Source organism: Paracoccus sp. Z118 (assembly GCF_019061185.1).
Taxonomy (GTDB): domain Bacteria; phylum Pseudomonadota; class Alphaproteobacteria; order Rhodobacterales; family Rhodobacteraceae; genus Paracoccus.
Genome location: NZ_JAHQZU010000005.1, coordinates 102,552 through 120,439, shown reverse-complemented (window position 1 = coordinate 120,439; position 17,888 = coordinate 102,552). Strand labels below are relative to the sequence as shown.

Genomic DNA, 17,888 nt, shown 5'->3' with positions numbered 1-17,888 from the left:
TCCTTTAAAGTCCGCAGCCGCCGGCGGCGACGGTGATGTCGTGCCGCGCGGCCAGCACGCGGCCGTCGTTCATCCGCGCATAGGCCCGGATCGGCATCGTCTGGATCAGCCGCACCCGCACCGCCACATCGGCCGAGCCGGTTTCGGCGGTGAAGCGGAAGCGGCAGGCGAACGGCTGGGGGTTGAGGTCGGCGATCACGATCATCTCCTCGCACCACGAGGCTTCCGTGATCGGCTCGGTGACGTGGACCCGGACCGGCACGGCGGCGGGATTGTCCCCCAGCGCCGGCAGGTCCAGCGCCAGCCCCTCGGCCAGCACCTCAGCGCCGCCGGTGAACGCGGCCGCCAGCCGGTCGGCCTCGGCGGTATCCAGCTGCGGCATGGCGGTGGTGGCCTGCGCCTGCGCGGCGGTCGGAACCCCGGCCGCCACCAGCCCGGCGAGCGCCGCGCCCCCGGCGAGAAGGTCGCGACGCCGCAGGTCAAACACGAACGAAGTCATCGAACATTCCATTGATCCACGCGAAGTCTTCTTCCAGCAGGTCGGGCGTGCGCACGTCGATGTCGATCTGCGTCTGGTGGACCAGATCGTCGGCCCCGACCTCATAGAGGAACTCGACCGAGATCGCCTCGCGCGGCTCGCCGTTCACGAGCATGTAGCACAGGTTGTCGGGCAGTTCCGCCACCACCTCCTGCCCGCGCACGCGCTGGCCGATGTTGCGGGCCACGATCTTGGCGATGTAGTTCGCCACATGCCCGCTTTTCGGATAATGGCCGAAATGGGGCGAGATCGCGCCCATGCTGTCACCCACGATATAGACGCTGTCGTCGCCGTTGGCGTGGAACAGGCGCGGGTGCATGTCGGCCCAGCCGGTGGGCTTCCCCTCGGCGTCGGTGCCGATCAGGTCGGCATAGAACACCATGTCCGACGCCTGGTGCGGCGGCATGAAGATCGCCTCGTCGAAGTCGAAATCGCCCGCCTCGGTCATGATCCGCTTGTTATAGGGATCGACCTCCTTCACCCGGGCATTCGGGACGTGGGTGATGATGTCGGGATAAAGCTCGGCGAAGGCCGCGCGATAGCCCGCGCCGATGGGCGCCACCTGCGGTTTCGGATCGAGGATCACGATCTTCGCCGGGATGTTGTTGGTCTTGAAGTGCCACGCCGCAAGGCACGCCCGCTCGTAGGGCGAGGGCGGGCAGCGATGCGGCGGCGGCGGCAGCGTCATGACGAGGGTGCCGCCCTTGAAGTTGAGAATCCGGTCCTTCAGTCCCAGCATCTCGCCCTGGGGGATATAGGCTGAGCCGTAATGCGCGCGCGTGTAGTCCGCTGTCGCGCGGTCGTCCCCGAACCAGGCGTCCCACGCATCGCGGATGCCGCCCGACAGGATCAGGTAATCGTAATCCACGGCGCCCCTGGAGGTGCTGACGGTCTTGCGGGCGCGGTCGATCCCGGTGACGTCGCACTGGATGACGCTGTAGCCGTATCTGTTGGCGGGCCGCAGCATGTCATGGACGAGGAAGCCGGTATCCACCACGTCGATCAGCCACTTGTTGCTGAGCGGGCCGGACCAGAAGAAGGGGTTGCGCTCCAGCAGGACCACCTCGGCGTCGGGCAGTTCCTGCTTGAGATAGCGGGCCGAGGTCAGCCCGCCCCAGCCGCCGCCGCAGATGACGATGCGGGGGGCGCTGCCGCTGCGGGGCTTGAGGATGGTCTCGCCGCTCAGCGCGGCGGGCGCGGCAAGGGCGGTCGAGGCCCCGGCCAGCGCGCTGCCCAGGGCAAGCGAGGGAACGGCGGAAAGAAGTGTGCGGCGGCCGATCTTCATGTCGTGGCTCCTGCGGGTGAGGGATGCGGAAAAAGCGACAGCCCCACCGCGGCGCCGGCGACGATGCCGGCCAGCGCGACGAGGCTGCCGAGGGAGAGTGTGGAAAAGCCGGAAAGCCCCTGCCCGATCGAGCAGCCGAGCGCCAGAACGCCGCCGAAGCCCATCAGCACGCCGCCGAAGGTCGCCCCGAGCATCTGGCGCGGCGAGCCGAAGCTTTCGGGCCGGAAGCTGCGGGTCAGGATGGCGGCGGCAAAGGCCCCGGCCAGCGTGCCGCCGATCACGGCCACGGCAAAGCCGAGCTGCCGGCCGGTGGCAAGCATCGTCCAGAGCAGGCTTTCCCCCACGGGGCCGACGAAGCTGATCGAGGTCAGCGGCCTCGGGTCGAACGGATCGTCGGTGGCGAAGGTGATCCACCAGCCGCCCGCGACGGTCAGCCCGACGATGGCAGCCATCATGGCCTCAAGCGGGCTGCGGCGCAGCAGCGGCAGGGCGAAAAGGCCCAGCAGCAGCGCGGGGGCGGCAACGGAAAGGGCCAGCGGAAAGCCTAATCCCGCTGATGCAAGCAGTTGCGGCAGGGAACCGGTCGAGGGCGATCCCATCTGCTGCACCGCCATGCGCAGCGGCGCCAGCACCCCGGTCAGCGTCGCCTGCGCGGCCAGCCCGAGACACAGCAGCACCAGCAGCGATCGCAGGTTTCCCCCGCCCAGCAGCACCAGCGCGCGCGCCCCGCAGGCATTGGCCAGCACCATCCCCAGCCCGAAGATCACGCCCCCGGTCAGCATCGACGGCCAGGGATTGCTGGCCCGCAGCGGCATTGCCGCGCCGAGGTCCGTCCCGCCGGCAAGGTTCAGCGTCTGCGTCGCCAGCAGCGCCACCACCATCGCCAGCGCGAAGGCCCGCAGCGCCGTCAGATCGCCGCCGGGCCGCAGCCCCTTGAGGCCGCGCAGCAGGCAGAACCGGCCCGTCCCCGCTGCCGCGCCAAACACCGCGCCCAGAACCAGCCCGAGCGCCACCGCGCTCATGCCGTGCCCCAGATGTCGGCGCAGATCGCGGCATACCAACCCGCGCCATACTCCGCTTCGGCCCGCCGGAACTCGGGCCCGGCCTCAAGCGGGCTGACGCCGCCCGAGTCCGGCACCTCGACGACTTTCCCGTCCTCGGCGCGATAGACGCCCGCGACCGAGATGCCGTAGCCCGGCCCGATCAGGCTGTAGCAGGTATTGGCGAAGCTGGCGGGCGGCGGTTCGCGCCCGGCCAGATCGGCCGTGATCGCCGCCGCCGCGACCTTGCCCTGCGCGTTGGCGCAGAAGCCCGACTTGGGCATCGGCGCGGCGATCGTGGCGTCGCCGAGGACATAGACCCCCGGAACGCGGGCGGATTCGAAGCTGTCGGCCACAACCGGCACCCAGCCGGTGTCGTCGGTGACACCCGCGCGTTCCGCGATCAGCCCCGCCTTCTGCGGCGGGATCACGTTCAGCACGTCGGCCTTGTGCCGGGTGCCGAAGGCCGTGACGGCCTCGCGCGCGGCCGCGTCCACCTCGACCACCAGCCCGTCATCGGTCTGGCTGACCCATTCGATCATGTCGCCGTAAAGCGCCTGCCAGCCCTGCTGGAACAGCGGCTGTTTCGAGAACCTGTCCTGCGAATCCAGGATGATGACCTTGGAGCGCGGCTTGTGGGTCCTGAAGTAGTGGGCGACCATGCTGGCGCGTTCGTAGGGACCGGGCGGGCAGCGGAAGGCACCTTGCGGCACCACCATGACGAAGCTGCCACCATCCTCCATCGCCTCAAGCTGGCTGCGCAGAAGCTGCGTCTGCGGCCCGGCCTTCCAAGCGTGGGGCGCAAGTTCCACCGCCGCCTCATCATAGCCCGCAAGCTCGCCCCAGCGGAAGTCGATGCCGGGCGACAGGACCAGCCGGTCCCAGTCCAGCCGCGAACCGCCCGACAGCGTGACGGTGCGGGCGGTGGTATCCACATCCTCGGCGCGGGCGTGGATCACATCGACCCCCGCCGCGCGAAGATCGTCATAGCCGTGGGTGATGCTGTCCCATTCGCGCAAGCCACCCAGATAGAGATTCGAGAACGGGCAGGTCGCGAACCGCTCATTCGGCTCGACCAGCGTGATCCGCAGGTCGGGGTTCAGCCGGCGCAGGTAACGCGCCGCCGTGGCCCCGCCGAAGCCGCCGCCGATCACGACGACATGCGCGGCTCCCTGCGCCCGCCCCACCCTCGGCAGCGCCAGCGCGCCCACGCCCGCGCCCATCGCCAGAAGCACATCCCGCCGCGTCGCCTTCATTGCGCAATCTCCGCGAACCAGCGAGCCAGCGCCCGGATCTCGGCCTCGTCATAGCCCTTCATCAGCCGCGACATGATGGTGGCCGCCGGGTCGGTGCCGTCACGGAAGGCCAGCATCCGCGCCACCGCGTCGGCTTCGGGCAGGCCCGCGATCGACGGGATCGCGCCGGGAGAGCGCCCGTCCGGCCCGTGGCAGCTGGCGCAGGGCCCGGCGAGCACCTGCACGGCAGCGGGATCGAGCTCCTGCGCATGCGCCGCAGACAGCCCGGCGGAAAGGGCGAGAATGGGAAGAAGACGGATCATGCCTCGGCCTTCCGGTTGGTGATGGTGAGTTCGTGGAAGCCGGAGCGTTCGCACACCGCCCGGTCGAACGCGAGATCCGGCAGGATCAGCGCGACGATCTCGGCGGTGGTACGGACCTCGGAGCCCGGCAGCAGATGCCCGCCGAAGACCCGGCCTGCGCCGTCCGAAATGGCGATGTGCAGGTGCTGGTGGCGGGGGTCCAGCGTGCCGGTCAGCGAGACGATCTCGAACCGGCCCTCGTAGAGCGTCCCCTCATCCGCATCCGCGTGCCGGATGCGGGCGGTCCGCAGGCTGCCCGCGCAGGTCAGGACCGCCATCGCCTCGGCGCCCGCGTCCTGCTGAACCCGGCGCAGCCCGCCGATCAGATCGTCGCCCGGCAGCAGCCGGGCGGCGGCAAAGACGCCGCTCGACAGGGCGGCCAGGGCCGCGCCAATGGGCAATGAGGACGGGAAGGCCACGCGCTCTCCGACTTGCAGATGTCCGAACCTGGGCAGCCCCGCCGGGGCATGAAAGAACCAAGGCGCATCCGCGGCCTTCCTTGTGTTCTGCCCTCGAAGGGGTCCGTGTGTCAATGCGGGACGGCTCCGGCGGGGCCGCTGCGCTACGGCTGCGTCTGCCCCTCACCCCCGCCGCAGGCCGCCACGAAGGCTCGCACTGCCGCATGGCGCGCGCCCGCGCGGCGCCAGATCACCCCCATCTGGCGCATGTATCCGCCCGAAAGCCGCGTTTTCCGCAACCGCAGCCCCTCGGGCCAAGGGGGCGCCCAATCGGGCACGATCGCCACGCCGAGGCCGCGATCCACCAGCGCGGCGATGGCGTCCAGCGCGTCAAGCTCCAGCCACTCGCGCACCGCCAGCCCGTGATCGCGCAGGTATCTGTCCACCAGCTGCCCGCCCCACTGGTTGCGGTCGTAGCGGATGAAGCGGGACTGCCGGATCGCCTCGTGCGGCCCCTCGTCCGCCGCCCGTTCGGGGGCGAGGAGGACCAGCGGCTCGTCGCGGATGGTCAGCCAGTCGGCCGATTTCGGGATGGCGAATTGCGGGCGGACGATGATGGCGGCGTCCAGATCGCCCTCGACCACGCGGTGATAGAGGTCCACCGACGATCCCGGCTGCACGAAATACTCCAGCGCCGGGTGGCGGGCGCTCAGTTCCATGATGATCGACGGCATGAGGCCGGTCAGCGAGGTCGCCGTCGCCCCCAGCCGAAGCTGCCCGGTCGGCACGTCCTGCGCGGCCAGCGCCCGCAGATCGCGCGCGCCTTCGACCAGGGCGCGGGCGTGATCCAGGATCGCCAGCCCCTCGGCCGTGGGCTGCACCGTCCGGCCCGAGCGGACGATCAGCGGATGGCCCAGATCCTGCTCCAGCGCGCGCAGGCGCTGCGCCAGCGCCGCCGGGGTGCGGTTCAGCCGCCGCGCGGCCTCGGCGATGGAGCCGCAATCGGCGATGGTGATGAAGGTTTCCAGAAACCGGATATCCATCAGCTTTGCTATCATCTGAAGACAGGAAAGCAAGTTTCCCTTGCGTCCGCCCCGCTGCTATCTTCCGCCCAAATCCAGATACGGGAGACCGCCGATGACCATTCAGGACAAGTTCCTCAAGCTCGCCACCGACAACGCCCCCGGACAGGAGGTGCGCCAGTCGCGCGAGGCCGATTTCCTGCGCGGCGACCTGCTGGAAGGCGGCATGGTCGATTTCTCGCATGGCGACGTGGACGCCCACGAGCCGACCCCCGGCGCGTTCGAGGCCTTCGCGGCCGGCGTCGAGGAAGGCGGGGCGCAGGCCTATACCGAATATCGCGGCCGGTCCGAGATCCGCGAGGCGCTGGCTGCGCGGCTGGCCGAGTTCACGGGCGCCCCGGTCGATGCGACGGACGGGCTGATCATCACCCCCGGCACGCAGGGGGCGCTGTTCCTCGCGGTCGCCTCCACCGTCGCGCGGGGCGACAAGGTCGCCATCGTGCAGCCCGACTACTTCGCCAACCGCAAGCTGGTGGAATTCTTCGAGGGCGATATGGTCCCCGTCCAGATTGCCTATCAGGACGCGGCCGAGCATGAGGCCGGGCTGAAGCTCGACGAACTGGAGGCGGCGTTCAAGGCGGGCGCGCGGGTGTTCCTGTTCTCGAACCCCAACAACCCGGCGGGCGTGGTCTATTCCCCCGAGGAGATCGACGCCATCGCCGCGCTTGCCGCCCGTTACGGCGCGACGGTGATCGTGGACCAGCTATATTCCCGCCTGCGCTTCGAGGGCGCGACCTATACCCATCTGCGGGCGCACCCGGCGGCGGAAAACGTCGTGACGATCATGGGGCCGTCCAAGACGGAATCGCTCAGCGGCTACCGCCTGGGCGTGGCCTTCGGCCCGGCCGAGATCATCGGGCGGATGGAAAAACTGCAGGCGATCGTCTCGCTGCGCGCGCCGGGCTATTCGCAGGCCGTGCTGCGGACGTGGTTCAACGAGCCCGCGGGTTGGATGGCCGATCGCATCCGCCAGCACCAGGCGATCCGCGACGACCTGATCGCGCTGTTCCGCGGCATTCCCGGCTGCAAGGTCCGCTCGCCGCAGGCCGGCAGCTACCTGTTCCCCGCCCTGCCCGCGCTGAGCATCGCGCCCGCCGAGTTCGTCAAGGCGCTGCGGTTTCAGGCGAAGGTGGTCGTCACGCCGGGGACCGAGTTCAGCCCGCACAGCGCGGATTCGGTGCGGCTGAACTTCTCGCAGGACCATGCGGCGGCGGTGTCGGCGGTCGAGCGCATCGCCGCGCTGGTCGAGCGGTATCGCGCGTGATCGCCGCCCCCGCCCACGGCGCCCCCGTGCCGCAAGGGGACTACGTCCCCGCCCGGCGCGGCGGCGGCATCATCGTGACCTCGGGGATGACCCCGCGGGTCGATGGCAGGCTGATCGCCTTAGGCCCCGTCCGCAAGGATGCGCCGCTGGAGGAGTATCGCGAGGCGGTAGCGCTCGCCTGCAGCAACGCGCTGACGGCGGCGCGGGGCGTCCTTGCGGACGGCGAGGAACTGGGCGCGATCCTGGGGATGACGGTCTATATCGCCGCCGAGAACGGCTTCACCGCCCATTCCAAGCTGGCCGATTTCGCCTCGGCCTTCCTGCGGCAAAAGCTCGGCGATGCCGGCATCTGCGCCCGCGCGGCGGTCGGCGTCGCAACACTGCCGGGCGGCGCGCCGGTCGAGATCCAGCTTACCGCCGCGGTGGGGTGAAGACGGGCGGTGGGCACCGAGGGGCCTGCTGGTGCCCGGTGTCCGCAAAACGGCGTGCTGTTTGAATCCGCCTTCTACACCGCCATCGCGCTGGAGCAGTGGGAGGCGACGCTGGCGATCTGCCTGGTCTCGCCATTCGTGACCACCGGCGCGGCCGTTCCGCTGCTGCGGGAAAGCGCCAATCCGTCGATCATCAACATGTCCTAGGTCGCAGGCCGGGTGGGGAACCGAGCGGCTGGGGTGAGCGTGGCAGGCTCGCCCGCGGGCGGAAGCTCTCCGGTGTTCTTGCCGTTTCACCGTGGCGCGGCGCTGTGTGCGGGCGGCGAAAGGGCTGGTCAGCAGGGACTGCCCTGCCCCGCCATTCACGCCCGCGGGCCGCCCCGGCCCACGCGGGCAAGCAGCACGACCGGCAGGATGCCCACCAGCACGATGGCCCATGCGGCGATCGAGGCTTCCTCATAGGTGCCCCGCGCCGCCTCTCCGTAGAGGTGCGTCGCCAGCGTCTCGAAGTTCAGCGGCCGCAGCAGCAGGGTCGCCGACAGTTCCTTCATGCAGTCCACGAAGACCAGCAGCCCGGCGGCGGCCAGCGCCGCCTTTGACAGCGGCAGGTGGACGTGGCGCAGCATCCCCGTGACCCCATGCCCCAGCGTCCGCGCCGACTGGTCGTAGCTGCGGGGGATGCGGGTCAGCCCCGCCTCGACCGAGCCGATGGAGATGGCGAGAAAGCGGGCCAGATAGGCATAGCCGAGCGCGATACCCGATCCGATCAGGATCAGGCCCGGGTCGATGCCGAACAGGCCCTTCGCGGTCTGGCCGATCCAGCGGTCCAGCCCGGCGGCGACGATCAGGATGCCGAGGGCAAGGATCGTGCCGGGCATGGCATAGCCGACGGACGCCGCGCGATGGACGAACTGCATGCCCCGCTGCGGAAACACGCGCGCGGCATAGGCGACGACCAGCCCGCTGACCAGCACCGCCACGGTGGCGCAGGCGGACAGGACGAAGGTGTTGCGCGCCTCGATCAGCAGCCGGTCGGACAGGCCCGCGAACTGGAAGCGCTGCCACGCCTCGACCGCGAGGTGAAAGGCCGGCAGCAGGAAGCCGAACACCACCGGCAGCAGGCCGAGGCCGAGCGCCGCCAGCCCTGCCCGCCCGGTCAGCGGCTGGCGCGCGAAGCTGCGCGCCCGCTGCGCGGTGATGGAATAGCGCTGACGCCGCCGCGCCCACCGCTCCAGCGAGATCAGCGCCACGACCAGCAGCAGCATCGCCAGCGAGATCTGCGCCGCCCCCGGCAGGTCCGACCGCGTGACCCATGTCGTATAGACCGAGATCGTCAGCGACCGCACGCCCAGGAACTCGGACGCGCCTATGTCGTTCAGCGTCTCCATCAGCGCGAGGCTCACCCCCACCGCGATGGCCGGGCGGGCCAACGGCAGGGCGACCCGGCGGAAGATGCGGCTGCGGCTGGTGCCCAGCGTACGGGCGACCTCGACCAGATTGGCGGCCTGGGTCATGAACATCGCCCGCGTGGGCAGATAGACATAGGGATAAAGCACGAGGCTCAGCAGCCCGATCGCGCCGGGCATCGAGCGGATGTCGGGCAGGCGGAACTGGCGCGGGCTGTCATAGCCAAGGACCGCCCGCACCATCGACTGAAGCGGCCCCAGCGGGTGCAGCAGGTCCAGATAGGCATAGGCGACGATGTAGGTCGGCACCGCCAGCGGCAGCAGCAGCGCCCATTCCAGCATCCGCCGGCCCCGGAAATCATAGGCCGTCACCAGCCACGCCATCGACGTGCCGATCACGGCGGTCAGCACCCCGACCCCCGCCATCAGCATTGCGGTCTGCCCCAGCGCGTGCGGCAGGACATGCCGCGACAGGTGGGACCACAGCCCCTCGGACCCCTGCGCCGCCTGCCAGACCAGCGCCAGCACGGGGACGAGAACCAGTCCCGCGACCAGCAGGCTGCCGACGAGCCAGAGCCTGCCGCCGAGGCGGAAGGCTCTGGTCGGGCGTTCGCTATGCGTCAGCTCGGCCGTCATGTGGAACCACGGCCCCGTCGCCGGCTCAGTTGTCGAAGCCGACGCGATCGACGAGCTCGCTGGCTTCCTTGCGGTTCTTCACGATCTCCGTCAGCGGCACCGGATCGACGTTCAGCTCTCCGATGGTCGCGATGATCGGGTCGATGGCAGCCCCCGGCTTCACCGGATATTCGTAATTCGCCTCGGCATAGATCTTCTGCGCCTCGTCCGACACGAGATATTCCAGCAGCTGCACCGCCTCGTCGCGGTTGGGGGCGTGTTTCGCGACCGCCGCGCCGCTGATGTTCACATGGGTGCCGCCATCCTCGAAGGTCGGCAGGATCACGTTGATCGCCTCGCCCCAGGCCTTCTGCTCGTCCCCGCCGCGGCCCGAGCGCATCAGCCCGACGTAATAGGAGTTCGCCACCGCGATGTCGCAGATGCCGCCGAGGATGTCCTTGGCCCCGTCGCGGTCGCCGCCGCCCGCCTTGCGGGCGAGGTTGGACTTGAGGCCGGTCAGCCATTCCTCGGTCTCGGCCGCGCCGTGATGCGCCATGAAGGCCGAGAACAGCGCCGTGTTGTAGGGGTGCTGGCCCGAGCGGACGCAGATCCGGCCCTTCCATTCGGGGTCGGCCAGCTGCTCATAGGTGATGGCGTCCAGATCGATGTCGTTGGCCGCATAGACGACGCGGGCGCGCATCGACAGGGCGAACCACTCGTTCCCCGGATCGCGCAGGTTCTCGGGGACGGCCGAGGTCAGGATGTCCGATTCGACCGGCTGGGTCAGATCGCGCTCGACCAGATCGACGAGGTTGCCGACATCCACCGCCATCAGCACGTCCGCGGGCGAGCTTTCGCCTTCGGACGCCACCCGCTCGGCCAGACCGTCCTTGAGGAACACCGTGTTGACCTTGATGCCGGTCGATTCGGTGAAGGCCTGAAGCAGCGGCTCGACCAGCCCCGGCTCGCGCGAGGTGTAAAGGTTCAGTTCCTGCGCGGACGCGGTGCCGGCGACGAGAATGGCGGCGCTCGCGAGAATGGCGCGCATGGCAGTCGGACGGGTTTTCATGAGTTGTTCAAGCCTCTGAGAGAGAGATCGCGCCGACTATACCCAACTGAAATCGTCAGTCTAGCATTTCTCTCAAGTTCGGAATCTTTCGGACGCCGCCGTTCTCGTTGGCGAAGACGTGGATCTGCGCCCCGTTCAGCTGCAGGCTGACCTTCTCGCCGATCTCCATCGGAATCCGCACATGGCTGTGCATCCGCAGCGTCTCGCCCAGCGGGTGGACCATGACGTCGATCTGCTCGCTTTCGCCGATGAACGTCTTGGCGACCACGCGGGCCGAGATGCCGTCCCCGTCCGGTCCGATCGACAGCGCCTGCGGGCGGATGCAGGCCAGCGCCAGCGTCCCTTCCGGCAAATCGAGCCGGGCCGGGAAGGTGCCGATGGGCGTTTCGATCCGGCCCTCGCGCCACAGCCCGGTCAGACGGTTGCAGGGGCCCATGAACTCGGCCGCATAGGGCGATGTCGGCCGGTCGTAGATCTCGAACGGCGTGCCGACCTGCTCGATCCGGCCCGCCCGCATCAGCACGATCAGATCGCCGACGGCCAGCGCCTCCTGCGGGTCGTGGGTGACGATGATGGCGGTGGTGCCCATCCGGCGCAGCGTGTCCAGCGTCTCGCGCCGGACCCGCTCGCGCAGGCCCTGATCGAGGTTCGAGAACGGCTCGTCCATCAGCAGGATCGCCGGGCGCGGGGCGAGCGCGCGGGCCAGCGCGACGCGCTGCTGCTCGCCGCCCGACAGCGAATGGGGGTAGCGGTCGATCAGATGGCCAAGGCCGATCCGCTCGACCACCTCGGCGACGCGGCGGCGCTGGTCGGCCCTGGACAGGTGGCGCAGGCCGAAGGCGAGGTTCTCGGCAACGCTGAGATGTGGAAACAGCGCGTAGTCCTGGAACATGAACCCGATCATGCGGCTTTCCGGCTCGACGAACCGGCCGGGGCCGACGATCTCGGCGCCGTTCATGCGGATGCTGCCGCTGTCGGGACGATCGACGCCCGCGATGATCCGCAGCAGCGTCGATTTGCCGCAACCGGATTCCCCCAGCAGACAGGTGATCCTGCCCGGCGGAATCGCCAGCGAGATATCCGCCAGCACCCTGCGGCCCGAGAACTCGCGGGACACTCTCTCAAGCTCAAGAGATGCTGCCGGGGCTACGGCCATCACCTGCATTCCCTCAGTTCCGCTTGCACCCGCCGCCGGTAAGGCCGCCCGCAGCGGCGCGATCCGATCGTCGCTACTTATCCAATGCCCGAGGGTTTCTCTAGGGGCGTCCTGATGCCGCGGGTCCGGGTCGTGGAGGACCGCCCCGCCCGCCCGGCCGACGCCGGTCAGCCGTCCCTGCCGTCCCTGCCGTCGGCGAAGTAGCGTTCGACGACCGACAGCGTCGCGCGGTAGTGATCGACCAGTATCCGCACGGCGCGGGCGGCGTCGCCATCCAGCGCGTGGTTGGCCATCATCTCGTGTTCGTCGTTGTAGTTCGTGCGGGCCTTCTGCGACTTGCCGGCAAGCGCCCGGTAGCGGTCGGCCTTGCGGCGCAGGCTGTCGCAGATGGCGATCACCTCGTGCGATCCGCAGCGGGCGATCAGGGCCCGGTGGAAGCGGTGGTGGATCTTCTCCCAGTCAGGGTTCGGCAGGCGCGCCCGCTCGTCGGTGAAACGGGGCGTCCGCAGCAGCCGGTGCAGCGAGATGGCGATCTCGTCGCGCCAGGCATCGTCGGGGTTGCGGATCGACCGCTCGAACGCCGCCGCCTCGATCATGCAGCGGGCCTCCAGAATGTCGCGCCAGGCGTCCAGCGAGATGTCGGCGACCGAGAAGCCCTTGTGGTCCACAAGCTCCACCAGCCCCTCGGAGACAAGCCGGTTCAGCCCCTCGCGGATCGGGTTGATCGCCGTGTCGAATCGGCTCTGCAACGCGCTGACCTTCAGCCGGGCGCCCGGCGCGAGCATCCCCTGCAGGATCTCGGCCCGCAATTCCGCCGCGATCCGGCTTGCCGCCGTCCGGTGCGCGCCGTCATCGGCCGAAACTCTCGTCATCGCTCCCCCATTCCCTCATCCGCGCGGGTTGACACGCCGGATAATGGATTATTACAACTTGAGAACAGGATAAACCATTCTTCTTGGGAGGGAAGAGATGCGTCACTTCAAGATCACTGCCGCTGCCGCCACCATCGCCACGCTGATGACCGGCGCGGCCCTTGCCGGCGACATCACCGTCGCGGTGCCGAACCCCTCGGGCATCCTGCTGCTGCCGATCGTCGCCGCGCAGGGCGAGGGCTATTTCGAGCAAGAAGGCGTCAACGTGAACATCGAGGCGCTGAACGGCTCGGGCGCGGTGCTGCAGGCGCTGGCCGCCGGTCAGGCGCAGGTGGGCAACCCCGGCGCGGGTCCCTTCCTTCAGGCGCGGGCGCGGGACGTTCCGGTGAAGATGATCTATCGGCTGAACCCGCTCAGCTCCTATTCGCTGGTGGTGCCGGCAGATTCGGACGTGACCGACCCTGCGGGCCTCAAGGGCACCGTCATCGGCATCGGCACGGCGGACGGCGCGGAAGCGGCCTTCGCGCGCTCGATCCTGACCGAGGCCGGGCTGACCGAGGGCGAGGATTACAGCTTCCTCGTCGTGGGTGACGGCGGGCAGGCGACGGCCGGGTTCCTGCGCGACGACATCGACGCCTATGCCGCCGCGACCTCGGACGTGGCGATCCTGAACCAGCGCGGGGTCGAGCTGACGCCGATCACGCCCGAGAAATACAAGACGTTCTTCGGCAACTCGCTCGCCGCCTCCGAGGAATGGCTGGCCGCCAATCCCGAGGATGTCGAGGGCTTCGGCCGCGCGCTGGTCCGCGGCGCGAAATGGGCCGCCGACCCGGCGAACCGCGAGAAGCTGATCGAGCATATCGCCGCCGAGAACCCGCAGGAGGTCGAGGACACGGAGTTCGCGAACGCCCTGATCGACCAGATCATCGTGCGCCAGACCCCGTTCGAGCCGGAAAAGGGCTACGGCTATCAGGACCAGGCCGCGTGGGACGCGTGGCAGGACAGCCTCGTCGCCTCGGGCGATCTGGAAGCGCCGCTGCCGGACCTGAGCGCGGTTTACACGAACGAATACATCGACGCGTGGAACGCGGAATGATGGCGACCGGCCGGCTGGAAGGTCAGATGGTTTCGGCGGGCGCTTCGGCGCCCCCCGTCTATCAGGTTCGCGGCCTGTCCAAGACCTTCGCCCGCCGGAACGTCAAGGCGCTGGCGAATGTCGGCTTCGACCTGCCGAAGGGCTCGTTCACCTCGGTCATCGGCGCGTCGGGCTGCGGCAAGACCACGCTGCTGAAGATCATGGCCGGGCTGGTCAGCCCGTCCGAAGGGTCCGTCATGCTGGCGGGCAAGCCGGTGCTGGGCACCCGCGACGACATCGGCATGATGTTCCAGAAAGCCGTGCTGCTGCCCTGGAAGACCACCATCGAGAACATCCTGCTGCCGATCGAGATCGCCGGCGGCAGGTCCGCCGCCCGCGCCCGCCGCGCCGATGCCGAGGCGCTGATGGAGCTGGTCGGTCTGAAAGGGTTCGAGCAGGCTTATCCGACCGAGCTGTCGGGCGGGATGCAGCAGCGCGCCTCGATCTGCCGGATGCTTATCACCAGGCCGGAAATCCTGCTGCTCGACGAGCCCTTCTCGGCGCTGGACGAACTGGTCCGCGACCACATGAACATGGAACTGCAGCGCATCTGCATGGCGCAGAAAGCGACCGCGTTCCTCATCACCCACTCGATCCCGGAAGCGGTGCTGCTGTCGGACACCGTGTTCGTCATGGGCGCCCGTCCGGGGCGGATCATCGAGGAAGTGAAGATCGACCTGCCGCGCCCGCGCACGCTCGACATGATGCTGGAGCCGCGTTTCGCGGAATACGTCTCCCACATCCGCAACCGCCTCGACGCGGGCGTGCAGAGCGGAACGGCGCAGACCGGAGGAGTCCAGCATGGCCACTGACGCCAATATCGACATCCCGCACCAGTCCTATGTCGCCTCGGCCGACTTCCCCTCGACCGTGTGGAAGGAAGAGGATGCGCTGATCGACCGCATCCCGCGCCCGATCTCGATCCTGATCCTCGGGGTGATCCTCGTGACGGCGTGGCACCTCGTCACCGTCTCGGGCTATCTTTCGACCATCATCCTGCCGACGCCGGCGACGGTCTGGAACCAGATCATCTTCGTCGGCACCAACATCGCGACCGGCGGCTACATGCTGTCGGCGCTGTGGATCACCACGCAGGAGGTGCTGGCCGGCTTCGTCATCGCCGCCGCGCTGGGGATCGCGCTGGGGACGCTGGTCGGGGAAACCAAGTTCGGCGCGCTCGCCGTGATGCCCTATCTCGTCGCCATCGACACCATGCCCAAGATCGCCTTCGCGCCGCTGTTCGTGGCGTGGATGGGCTTCGGGCTGGAAAGCAAGATCGCGCTGGCGGTGTTCGTCTCGGTCTTCCCGGTGATCGTGGGCACCGCCTCGGGCCTTCAGGCCGCGGACGAGGAGTCGCGCCAGCTATACCGCATCATGCGCGCGTCGCGCTGGCAGACGCTGATCGGGCTGAAGTTCCCGACCGCCCTGCCCCAGATCTTCACCGGGCTGAAGATCGCCGCGCTCGGCGTCATGGCCGGTGCCATCACGGCCGAGTTCCTCGGCGGCGGCAAGGGTTTCGGCGAGCTGATCCGGGTCGCCGCGTCGCAACTGGATACCGCGCGGGTGTTCGCGCTCATCATCTATCTCAGCCTCATCGGCCTCGCCATGTTCGGCGCGGTGGTGCTGGCCGAGCGCAAGATCGTCTTCTGGCAGAACCGCAAAGCGGGTGAATGAGGAACCTATGACCAAACGACTTTTCGAAAGCCCCGAATTCCCCGCAGTGCCGGTGGTCGGCGAAGACAGCGCATACCCCGTCCACCGCATCTTCTGCGTCGGCCGCAACTACGCCGACCACGCCAAGGAGATGGGGGTCGAGGTCGATCGCGAAGCGCCGTTCTACTTCCTCAAGCACGCGCAGGCGCTGGTGCAGAGCGGCGCCACGGTCCCCTATCCGCCCGGCACGCAGAACCTGCATCACGAGATGGAGTTCGTCGTCGTCATCGGCGCGCCGCTGTTCAAGGCGGGCAAGGACGCGGTGATGGATGCCGTCTTCGGCTATGCCACCGGCCTCGACATGACCCGCCGCGACCTGCAGCTGAAGGCGCGCGAAAAGGGCCGCCCGTGGGACTTCGGCAAGGACTTCGAGCAGTCCGCGGTGCTGTCGCCCATCACTCGCGCGGAAGGCTTCGGCAAGATCGACGGACAGCGCATCTGGATGGAACTCGACGGCAGCATCCGCCAGGACGCGAAGCTATCGGACCTGATCTGGTCGGTGCCGGAGATCCTGTCGGACCTCTCGCACTACTACCATCTCCACCCGGGCGACGTGATCTACACCGGCACCCCCGCCGGCGTCGGCCCGGTCGAACCGGGTGGCCGCCTGCGGGGCGGCGTTGACGGCCTGGCCGAGGTGGAACTGACGCTGGGTCCGGCCGAGTAGGATCGACACCTGCCGGCGGCGAAGGCGCTGCCGGCGACAACGGTGGGGAGCGGCTTACTCGGCCGCTCCCGTGGCGCCCGGATTCGGCTCCGCCGCATGGGCATCCGGCGTGGCGGGCGTCTCGGGCGCCTCGGCGTCGGGTTCGAGCACGGCCCCTTCCGCCGGCGAGGGCCGCGCCAGCCGGTCCTGCTGCCAGTCGCCCTGCGCCACCTGCCCCGAGGCATAGCGCATCACCCCGGCCCCCTGCCGCTTTCCGTTCTGGAAGCTGCCGGAATAGACGTCGCCATTGGCATAGGTCGCAACGCCCTCGCCGTCGATCTCGCCGTCCTTCCAGCCGCCCTCGTAGCGGAAGCCGTCGGGCGTGGTCAGCGCGCCCTGCCCCTCGCGCGCGCCCTCTGCGAACTCGCCGGTATAGATGGTGCCGTCGGCATAGGTGGCGGTGCCCTGCCCGTGGCGCTGGCCGTCCTTCCAGCCGCCGTCATAGACATAGCCGTCGGGATAGGTCATCCGCCCCTGCCCGTCATTGCGCGCCGCCTTGAAGCCGCCGGTATAGACCATGCCGTTGGCGTAGGTCGCGGTGCCCTGCCCCTCGATCACGCCCCCGGCCCAGTCGCCGTCGTAACTCGCGCCGTCCGGGTAGGTGATGCGGCCCCGGCCCTCGGGCTGGTCCGCCAGCAGCGCCCCGTCATAGACCGAGCCGTCGGGGAAGGTGATGCGGCCCTGCCCCTCCATCCGGCCATCGACCCAGTCGCCGTCATAGACATAGCCGTCGGTGCCGGTGAACGTGCCCTTGCCGTGGCGCTTGTCGGCGCGGAAGCCGCCCGTATAGACGTCGCCGCCGACATAGGTGGCGGTGCCCTGCCCCTCGCGCCGGTCGCCGCGCATATCGCCTTCGTAGATGTCGCCATTGGCCTGCACCAGCCGGCCCGGCCCGTTCATGCGGCCCGCGGCCCAGACGCCGTCATAGACCAGCCCGTCCGGCATGGTCAGTGTGCCGCGCCCCGCGCGCATTCCGGCCAGCATCCCGCCCTCATAGACCGAACCGTCGGGATAGGTGATCCGCCCAAGGCCCTCCTTCTCGCCCCGCGCCCAATCGCCTTCGTAGCGATAGCCGTTCGGCTGGGTCAGCGTGCCGGTGCCGTCATGCAGGGCGCCCGCAAAGCCCCCCTCGTAAACCGAGCCATTGGCGTAGGTCGCAACGCCCGAACCGGTGATCTCGCCATCCACCCAGTCGCCCTCGTAGGTGCCCCCGTCGGGATAGGTGATCCTGCCGCGGCCGTTCGGCTTGCCGCCATCGAACTGCCCTTCATAGATCGAGCCGTCGGGATAGGTGGCGGTGCCTTGGCCGACGATTTCGCCATCCACCCAGTCGCCCTCGTAGCGGTAGCCGGAGGGCAGCGAATAGCTGCCGCGTCCGTGCTGGAGGCCGCCCCGGAAGGTGCCCTCATAGACGCCGCCATCGTCATACTGCTTGGTCACGACCGGCTCGGCCGAGGCCGGCAGGCCCAGCGCCATCAGCATCGCCACGCTCACGAGTGCCGCTTTCATCGCTTGGGTCCCCTGCCGTTTCCGCTTCGGCCCGCGTTTACCGCATGCGGCCGGGGCGGCAAAGCCCCTGAC

General features: G+C 69.1%; 19 protein-coding genes. 7 read left to right on the top strand and 12 right to left on the bottom strand.

What is annotated here, in order from left to right; genetic code table 11:
* Positions 1-4: 4 nt before the first annotated feature.
* The 7 genes from KTN05_RS05905 to KTN05_RS05875 all read right to left on the bottom strand — a co-directional run bounded on the left by KTN05_RS05905 (position 5) and on the right by KTN05_RS05875 (position 5,901).
* Positions 5-499 (bottom strand): thiosulfate oxidation carrier protein SoxY, encoded by a 495-nt coding sequence (locus KTN05_RS05905; protein WP_217328461.1) that lies wholly within the window; start codon positions 497-499, stop codon positions 5-7.
* The gene (locus KTN05_RS05900; RefSeq protein ID WP_217328460.1) at positions 480-1,823 is read right to left on the bottom strand and encodes an FAD-dependent oxidoreductase; all 1,344 of its coding nucleotides are present in this window, start codon (positions 1,821-1,823) and stop codon (positions 480-482) included. The genes KTN05_RS05905 and KTN05_RS05900 overlap by 20 nt, the downstream gene beginning before the upstream one ends.
* A complete protein-coding gene (locus tag KTN05_RS05895) occupies positions 1,820-2,845 on the bottom strand; it encodes a YeeE/YedE family protein (RefSeq protein ID WP_217328459.1) in 1,026 nt (341 codons plus the stop codon). The genes KTN05_RS05900 and KTN05_RS05895 overlap by 4 nt, the downstream gene beginning before the upstream one ends.
* A complete protein-coding gene (locus KTN05_RS05890) occupies positions 2,842-4,119 on the bottom strand; it encodes an NAD(P)/FAD-dependent oxidoreductase (RefSeq protein WP_217328458.1) in 1,278 nt (425 codons plus the stop codon). The genes KTN05_RS05895 and KTN05_RS05890 overlap by 4 nt, the downstream gene beginning before the upstream one ends.
* The gene (locus tag KTN05_RS05885; RefSeq protein WP_217328457.1) at positions 4,116-4,421 is read right to left on the bottom strand and encodes a c-type cytochrome; all 306 of its coding nucleotides are present in this window, start codon (positions 4,419-4,421) and stop codon (positions 4,116-4,118) included. Before KTN05_RS05885 ends, KTN05_RS05890 begins: the two co-directional genes overlap by 4 nt.
* Complete coding sequence (locus KTN05_RS05880; protein ID WP_217328456.1) at positions 4,418-4,861, bottom strand: PPC domain-containing DNA-binding protein; 444 nt, start codon at positions 4,859-4,861, stop codon at positions 4,418-4,420. Before KTN05_RS05880 ends, KTN05_RS05885 begins: the two co-directional genes overlap by 4 nt.
* Before the next feature lie 161 nt (positions 4,862-5,022).
* A complete protein-coding gene (locus KTN05_RS05875) occupies positions 5,023-5,901 on the bottom strand; it encodes a LysR family transcriptional regulator (protein WP_217328455.1) in 879 nt (292 codons plus the stop codon).
* A 94-nt stretch (positions 5,902-5,995) separates the two neighbouring features.
* Here KTN05_RS05875 and KTN05_RS05870 point away from each other — a divergent pair, with 94 nt between their 5' ends.
* The 3 genes from KTN05_RS05870 to KTN05_RS05860 are packed head-to-tail and all read left to right on the top strand — an operon-like array spanning position 5,996 to position 7,842.
* Positions 5,996-7,204, top strand: coding sequence for a pyridoxal phosphate-dependent aminotransferase (locus KTN05_RS05870; protein WP_217328454.1), 1,209 nt, complete (start codon positions 5,996-5,998; stop codon positions 7,202-7,204).
* Complete coding sequence (locus KTN05_RS05865; protein ID WP_371823282.1) at positions 7,201-7,635, top strand: RidA family protein; 435 nt, start codon at positions 7,201-7,203, stop codon at positions 7,633-7,635. Before KTN05_RS05870 ends, KTN05_RS05865 begins: the two co-directional genes overlap by 4 nt.
* A 54-nt stretch (positions 7,636-7,689) precedes the next feature.
* A complete protein-coding gene (locus tag KTN05_RS05860) occupies positions 7,690-7,842 on the top strand; it encodes a hypothetical protein (protein ID WP_217328453.1) in 153 nt (50 codons plus the stop codon).
* Positions 7,843-7,997: 155 nt separating this feature from the next.
* Here the strand turns inward: KTN05_RS05860 and KTN05_RS05855 are convergent, their stop codons facing one another.
* The 4 genes from KTN05_RS05855 to KTN05_RS05840 all read right to left on the bottom strand — a co-directional run bounded on the left by KTN05_RS05855 (position 7,998) and on the right by KTN05_RS05840 (position 12,753).
* Complete coding sequence (locus KTN05_RS05855) at positions 7,998-9,677, bottom strand: iron ABC transporter permease (RefSeq protein ID WP_217328452.1); 1,680 nt, start codon at positions 9,675-9,677, stop codon at positions 7,998-8,000.
* A 25-nt stretch (positions 9,678-9,702) separates the two neighbouring features.
* Entirely contained in the window at positions 9,703-10,704 is a 1,002-nt protein-coding gene (locus KTN05_RS05850) for a Fe(3+) ABC transporter substrate-binding protein (protein WP_217328451.1), read from the bottom strand.
* A gap of 76 nt (positions 10,705-10,780) precedes the next feature.
* The gene (locus KTN05_RS05845) at positions 10,781-11,881 is read right to left on the bottom strand and encodes an ABC transporter ATP-binding protein (RefSeq protein ID WP_217328450.1); all 1,101 of its coding nucleotides are present in this window, start codon (positions 11,879-11,881) and stop codon (positions 10,781-10,783) included.
* A 167-nt stretch (positions 11,882-12,048) separates the two neighbouring features.
* Complete coding sequence (locus tag KTN05_RS05840) at positions 12,049-12,753, bottom strand: GntR family transcriptional regulator (protein WP_217328449.1); 705 nt, start codon at positions 12,751-12,753, stop codon at positions 12,049-12,051.
* Positions 12,754-12,850: 97 nt separating this feature from the next.
* Here KTN05_RS05840 and KTN05_RS05835 point away from each other — a divergent pair, with 97 nt between their 5' ends.
* From KTN05_RS05835 to KTN05_RS05820, 4 genes are read left to right on the top strand one after another with little or no spacing between them, the layout of a single operon-like run.
* Entirely contained in the window at positions 12,851-13,849 is a 999-nt protein-coding gene (locus tag KTN05_RS05835; protein ID WP_217328448.1) for an ABC transporter substrate-binding protein, read from the top strand.
* Entirely contained in the window at positions 13,846-14,700 is an 855-nt protein-coding gene (locus tag KTN05_RS05830) for an ABC transporter ATP-binding protein (RefSeq protein ID WP_371823281.1), read from the top strand. Before KTN05_RS05835 ends, KTN05_RS05830 begins: the two co-directional genes overlap by 4 nt.
* Positions 14,690-15,562, top strand: coding sequence for an ABC transporter permease (locus KTN05_RS05825; protein WP_217328447.1), 873 nt, complete (start codon positions 14,690-14,692; stop codon positions 15,560-15,562). The genes KTN05_RS05830 and KTN05_RS05825 overlap by 11 nt, the downstream gene beginning before the upstream one ends.
* Positions 15,563-15,569: 7 nt before the next feature.
* Complete coding sequence (locus KTN05_RS05820) at positions 15,570-16,268, top strand: fumarylacetoacetate hydrolase family protein (RefSeq protein ID WP_217328446.1); 699 nt, start codon at positions 15,570-15,572, stop codon at positions 16,266-16,268.
* A 54-nt stretch (positions 16,269-16,322) separates the two neighbouring features.
* Here KTN05_RS05820 and KTN05_RS05815 read toward each other — a convergent pair whose 3' ends face one another.
* Positions 16,323-17,816 carry an MORN repeat-containing protein gene (locus tag KTN05_RS05815; RefSeq protein WP_217328445.1) on the bottom strand — a complete coding sequence of 498 codons (1,494 nt, stop codon included), beginning with the start codon at positions 17,814-17,816 and terminating at the stop codon, positions 16,323-16,325.
* Positions 17,817-17,888 lie beyond the last annotated feature (72 nt).

Bases quoted from the DNA above. Each gene is read 5' to 3' on its own strand.
- KTN05_RS05905 (WP_217328461.1), bottom strand. From the start codon at position 499: ATGACTTCGTTCGTGTTTGACCTGCGGCGTCGCGACCTTCTCGCCGGG.
- KTN05_RS05900 (WP_217328460.1), bottom strand. From the start codon at position 1,823: ATGAAGATCGGCCGCCGCACACTTCTTTCCGCCGTTCCCTCGCTTGCC.
- KTN05_RS05895 (WP_217328459.1), bottom strand. From the start codon at position 2,845: ATGAGCGCGGTGGCGCTCGGGCTGGTTCTGGGCGCGGTGTTTGGCGCG.
- KTN05_RS05890 (WP_217328458.1), bottom strand. From the start codon at position 4,119: ATGAAGGCGACGCGGCGGGATGTGCTTCTGGCGATGGGCGCGGGCGTG.
- KTN05_RS05885 (WP_217328457.1), bottom strand. From the start codon at position 4,421: ATGATCCGTCTTCTTCCCATTCTCGCCCTTTCCGCCGGGCTGTCTGCG.
- KTN05_RS05875 (WP_217328455.1), bottom strand. From the start codon at position 5,901: ATGGATATCCGGTTTCTGGAAACCTTCATCACCATCGCCGATTGCGGC.
- KTN05_RS05870 (WP_217328454.1), top strand. From the start codon at position 5,996: ATGACCATTCAGGACAAGTTCCTCAAGCTCGCCACCGACAACGCCCCC.
- KTN05_RS05855 (WP_217328452.1), bottom strand. From the start codon at position 9,677: ATGACGGCCGAGCTGACGCATAGCGAACGCCCGACCAGAGCCTTCCGC.
- KTN05_RS05850 (WP_217328451.1), bottom strand. From the start codon at position 10,704: ATGCGCGCCATTCTCGCGAGCGCCGCCATTCTCGTCGCCGGCACCGCG.
- KTN05_RS05845 (WP_217328450.1), bottom strand. From the start codon at position 11,881: ATGGCCGTAGCCCCGGCAGCATCTCTTGAGCTTGAGAGAGTGTCCCGC.
- KTN05_RS05840 (WP_217328449.1), bottom strand. From the start codon at position 12,753: ATGACGAGAGTTTCGGCCGATGACGGCGCGCACCGGACGGCGGCAAGC.
- KTN05_RS05835 (WP_217328448.1), top strand. From the start codon at position 12,851: ATGCGTCACTTCAAGATCACTGCCGCTGCCGCCACCATCGCCACGCTG.
- KTN05_RS05830 (WP_371823281.1), top strand. From the start codon at position 13,846: ATGATGGCGACCGGCCGGCTGGAAGGTCAGATGGTTTCGGCGGGCGCT.
- KTN05_RS05825 (WP_217328447.1), top strand. From the start codon at position 14,690: ATGGCCACTGACGCCAATATCGACATCCCGCACCAGTCCTATGTCGCC.
- KTN05_RS05820 (WP_217328446.1), top strand. From the start codon at position 15,570: ATGACCAAACGACTTTTCGAAAGCCCCGAATTCCCCGCAGTGCCGGTG.
- KTN05_RS05815 (WP_217328445.1), bottom strand. From the start codon at position 17,816: ATGAAAGCGGCACTCGTGAGCGTGGCGATGCTGATGGCGCTGGGCCTG.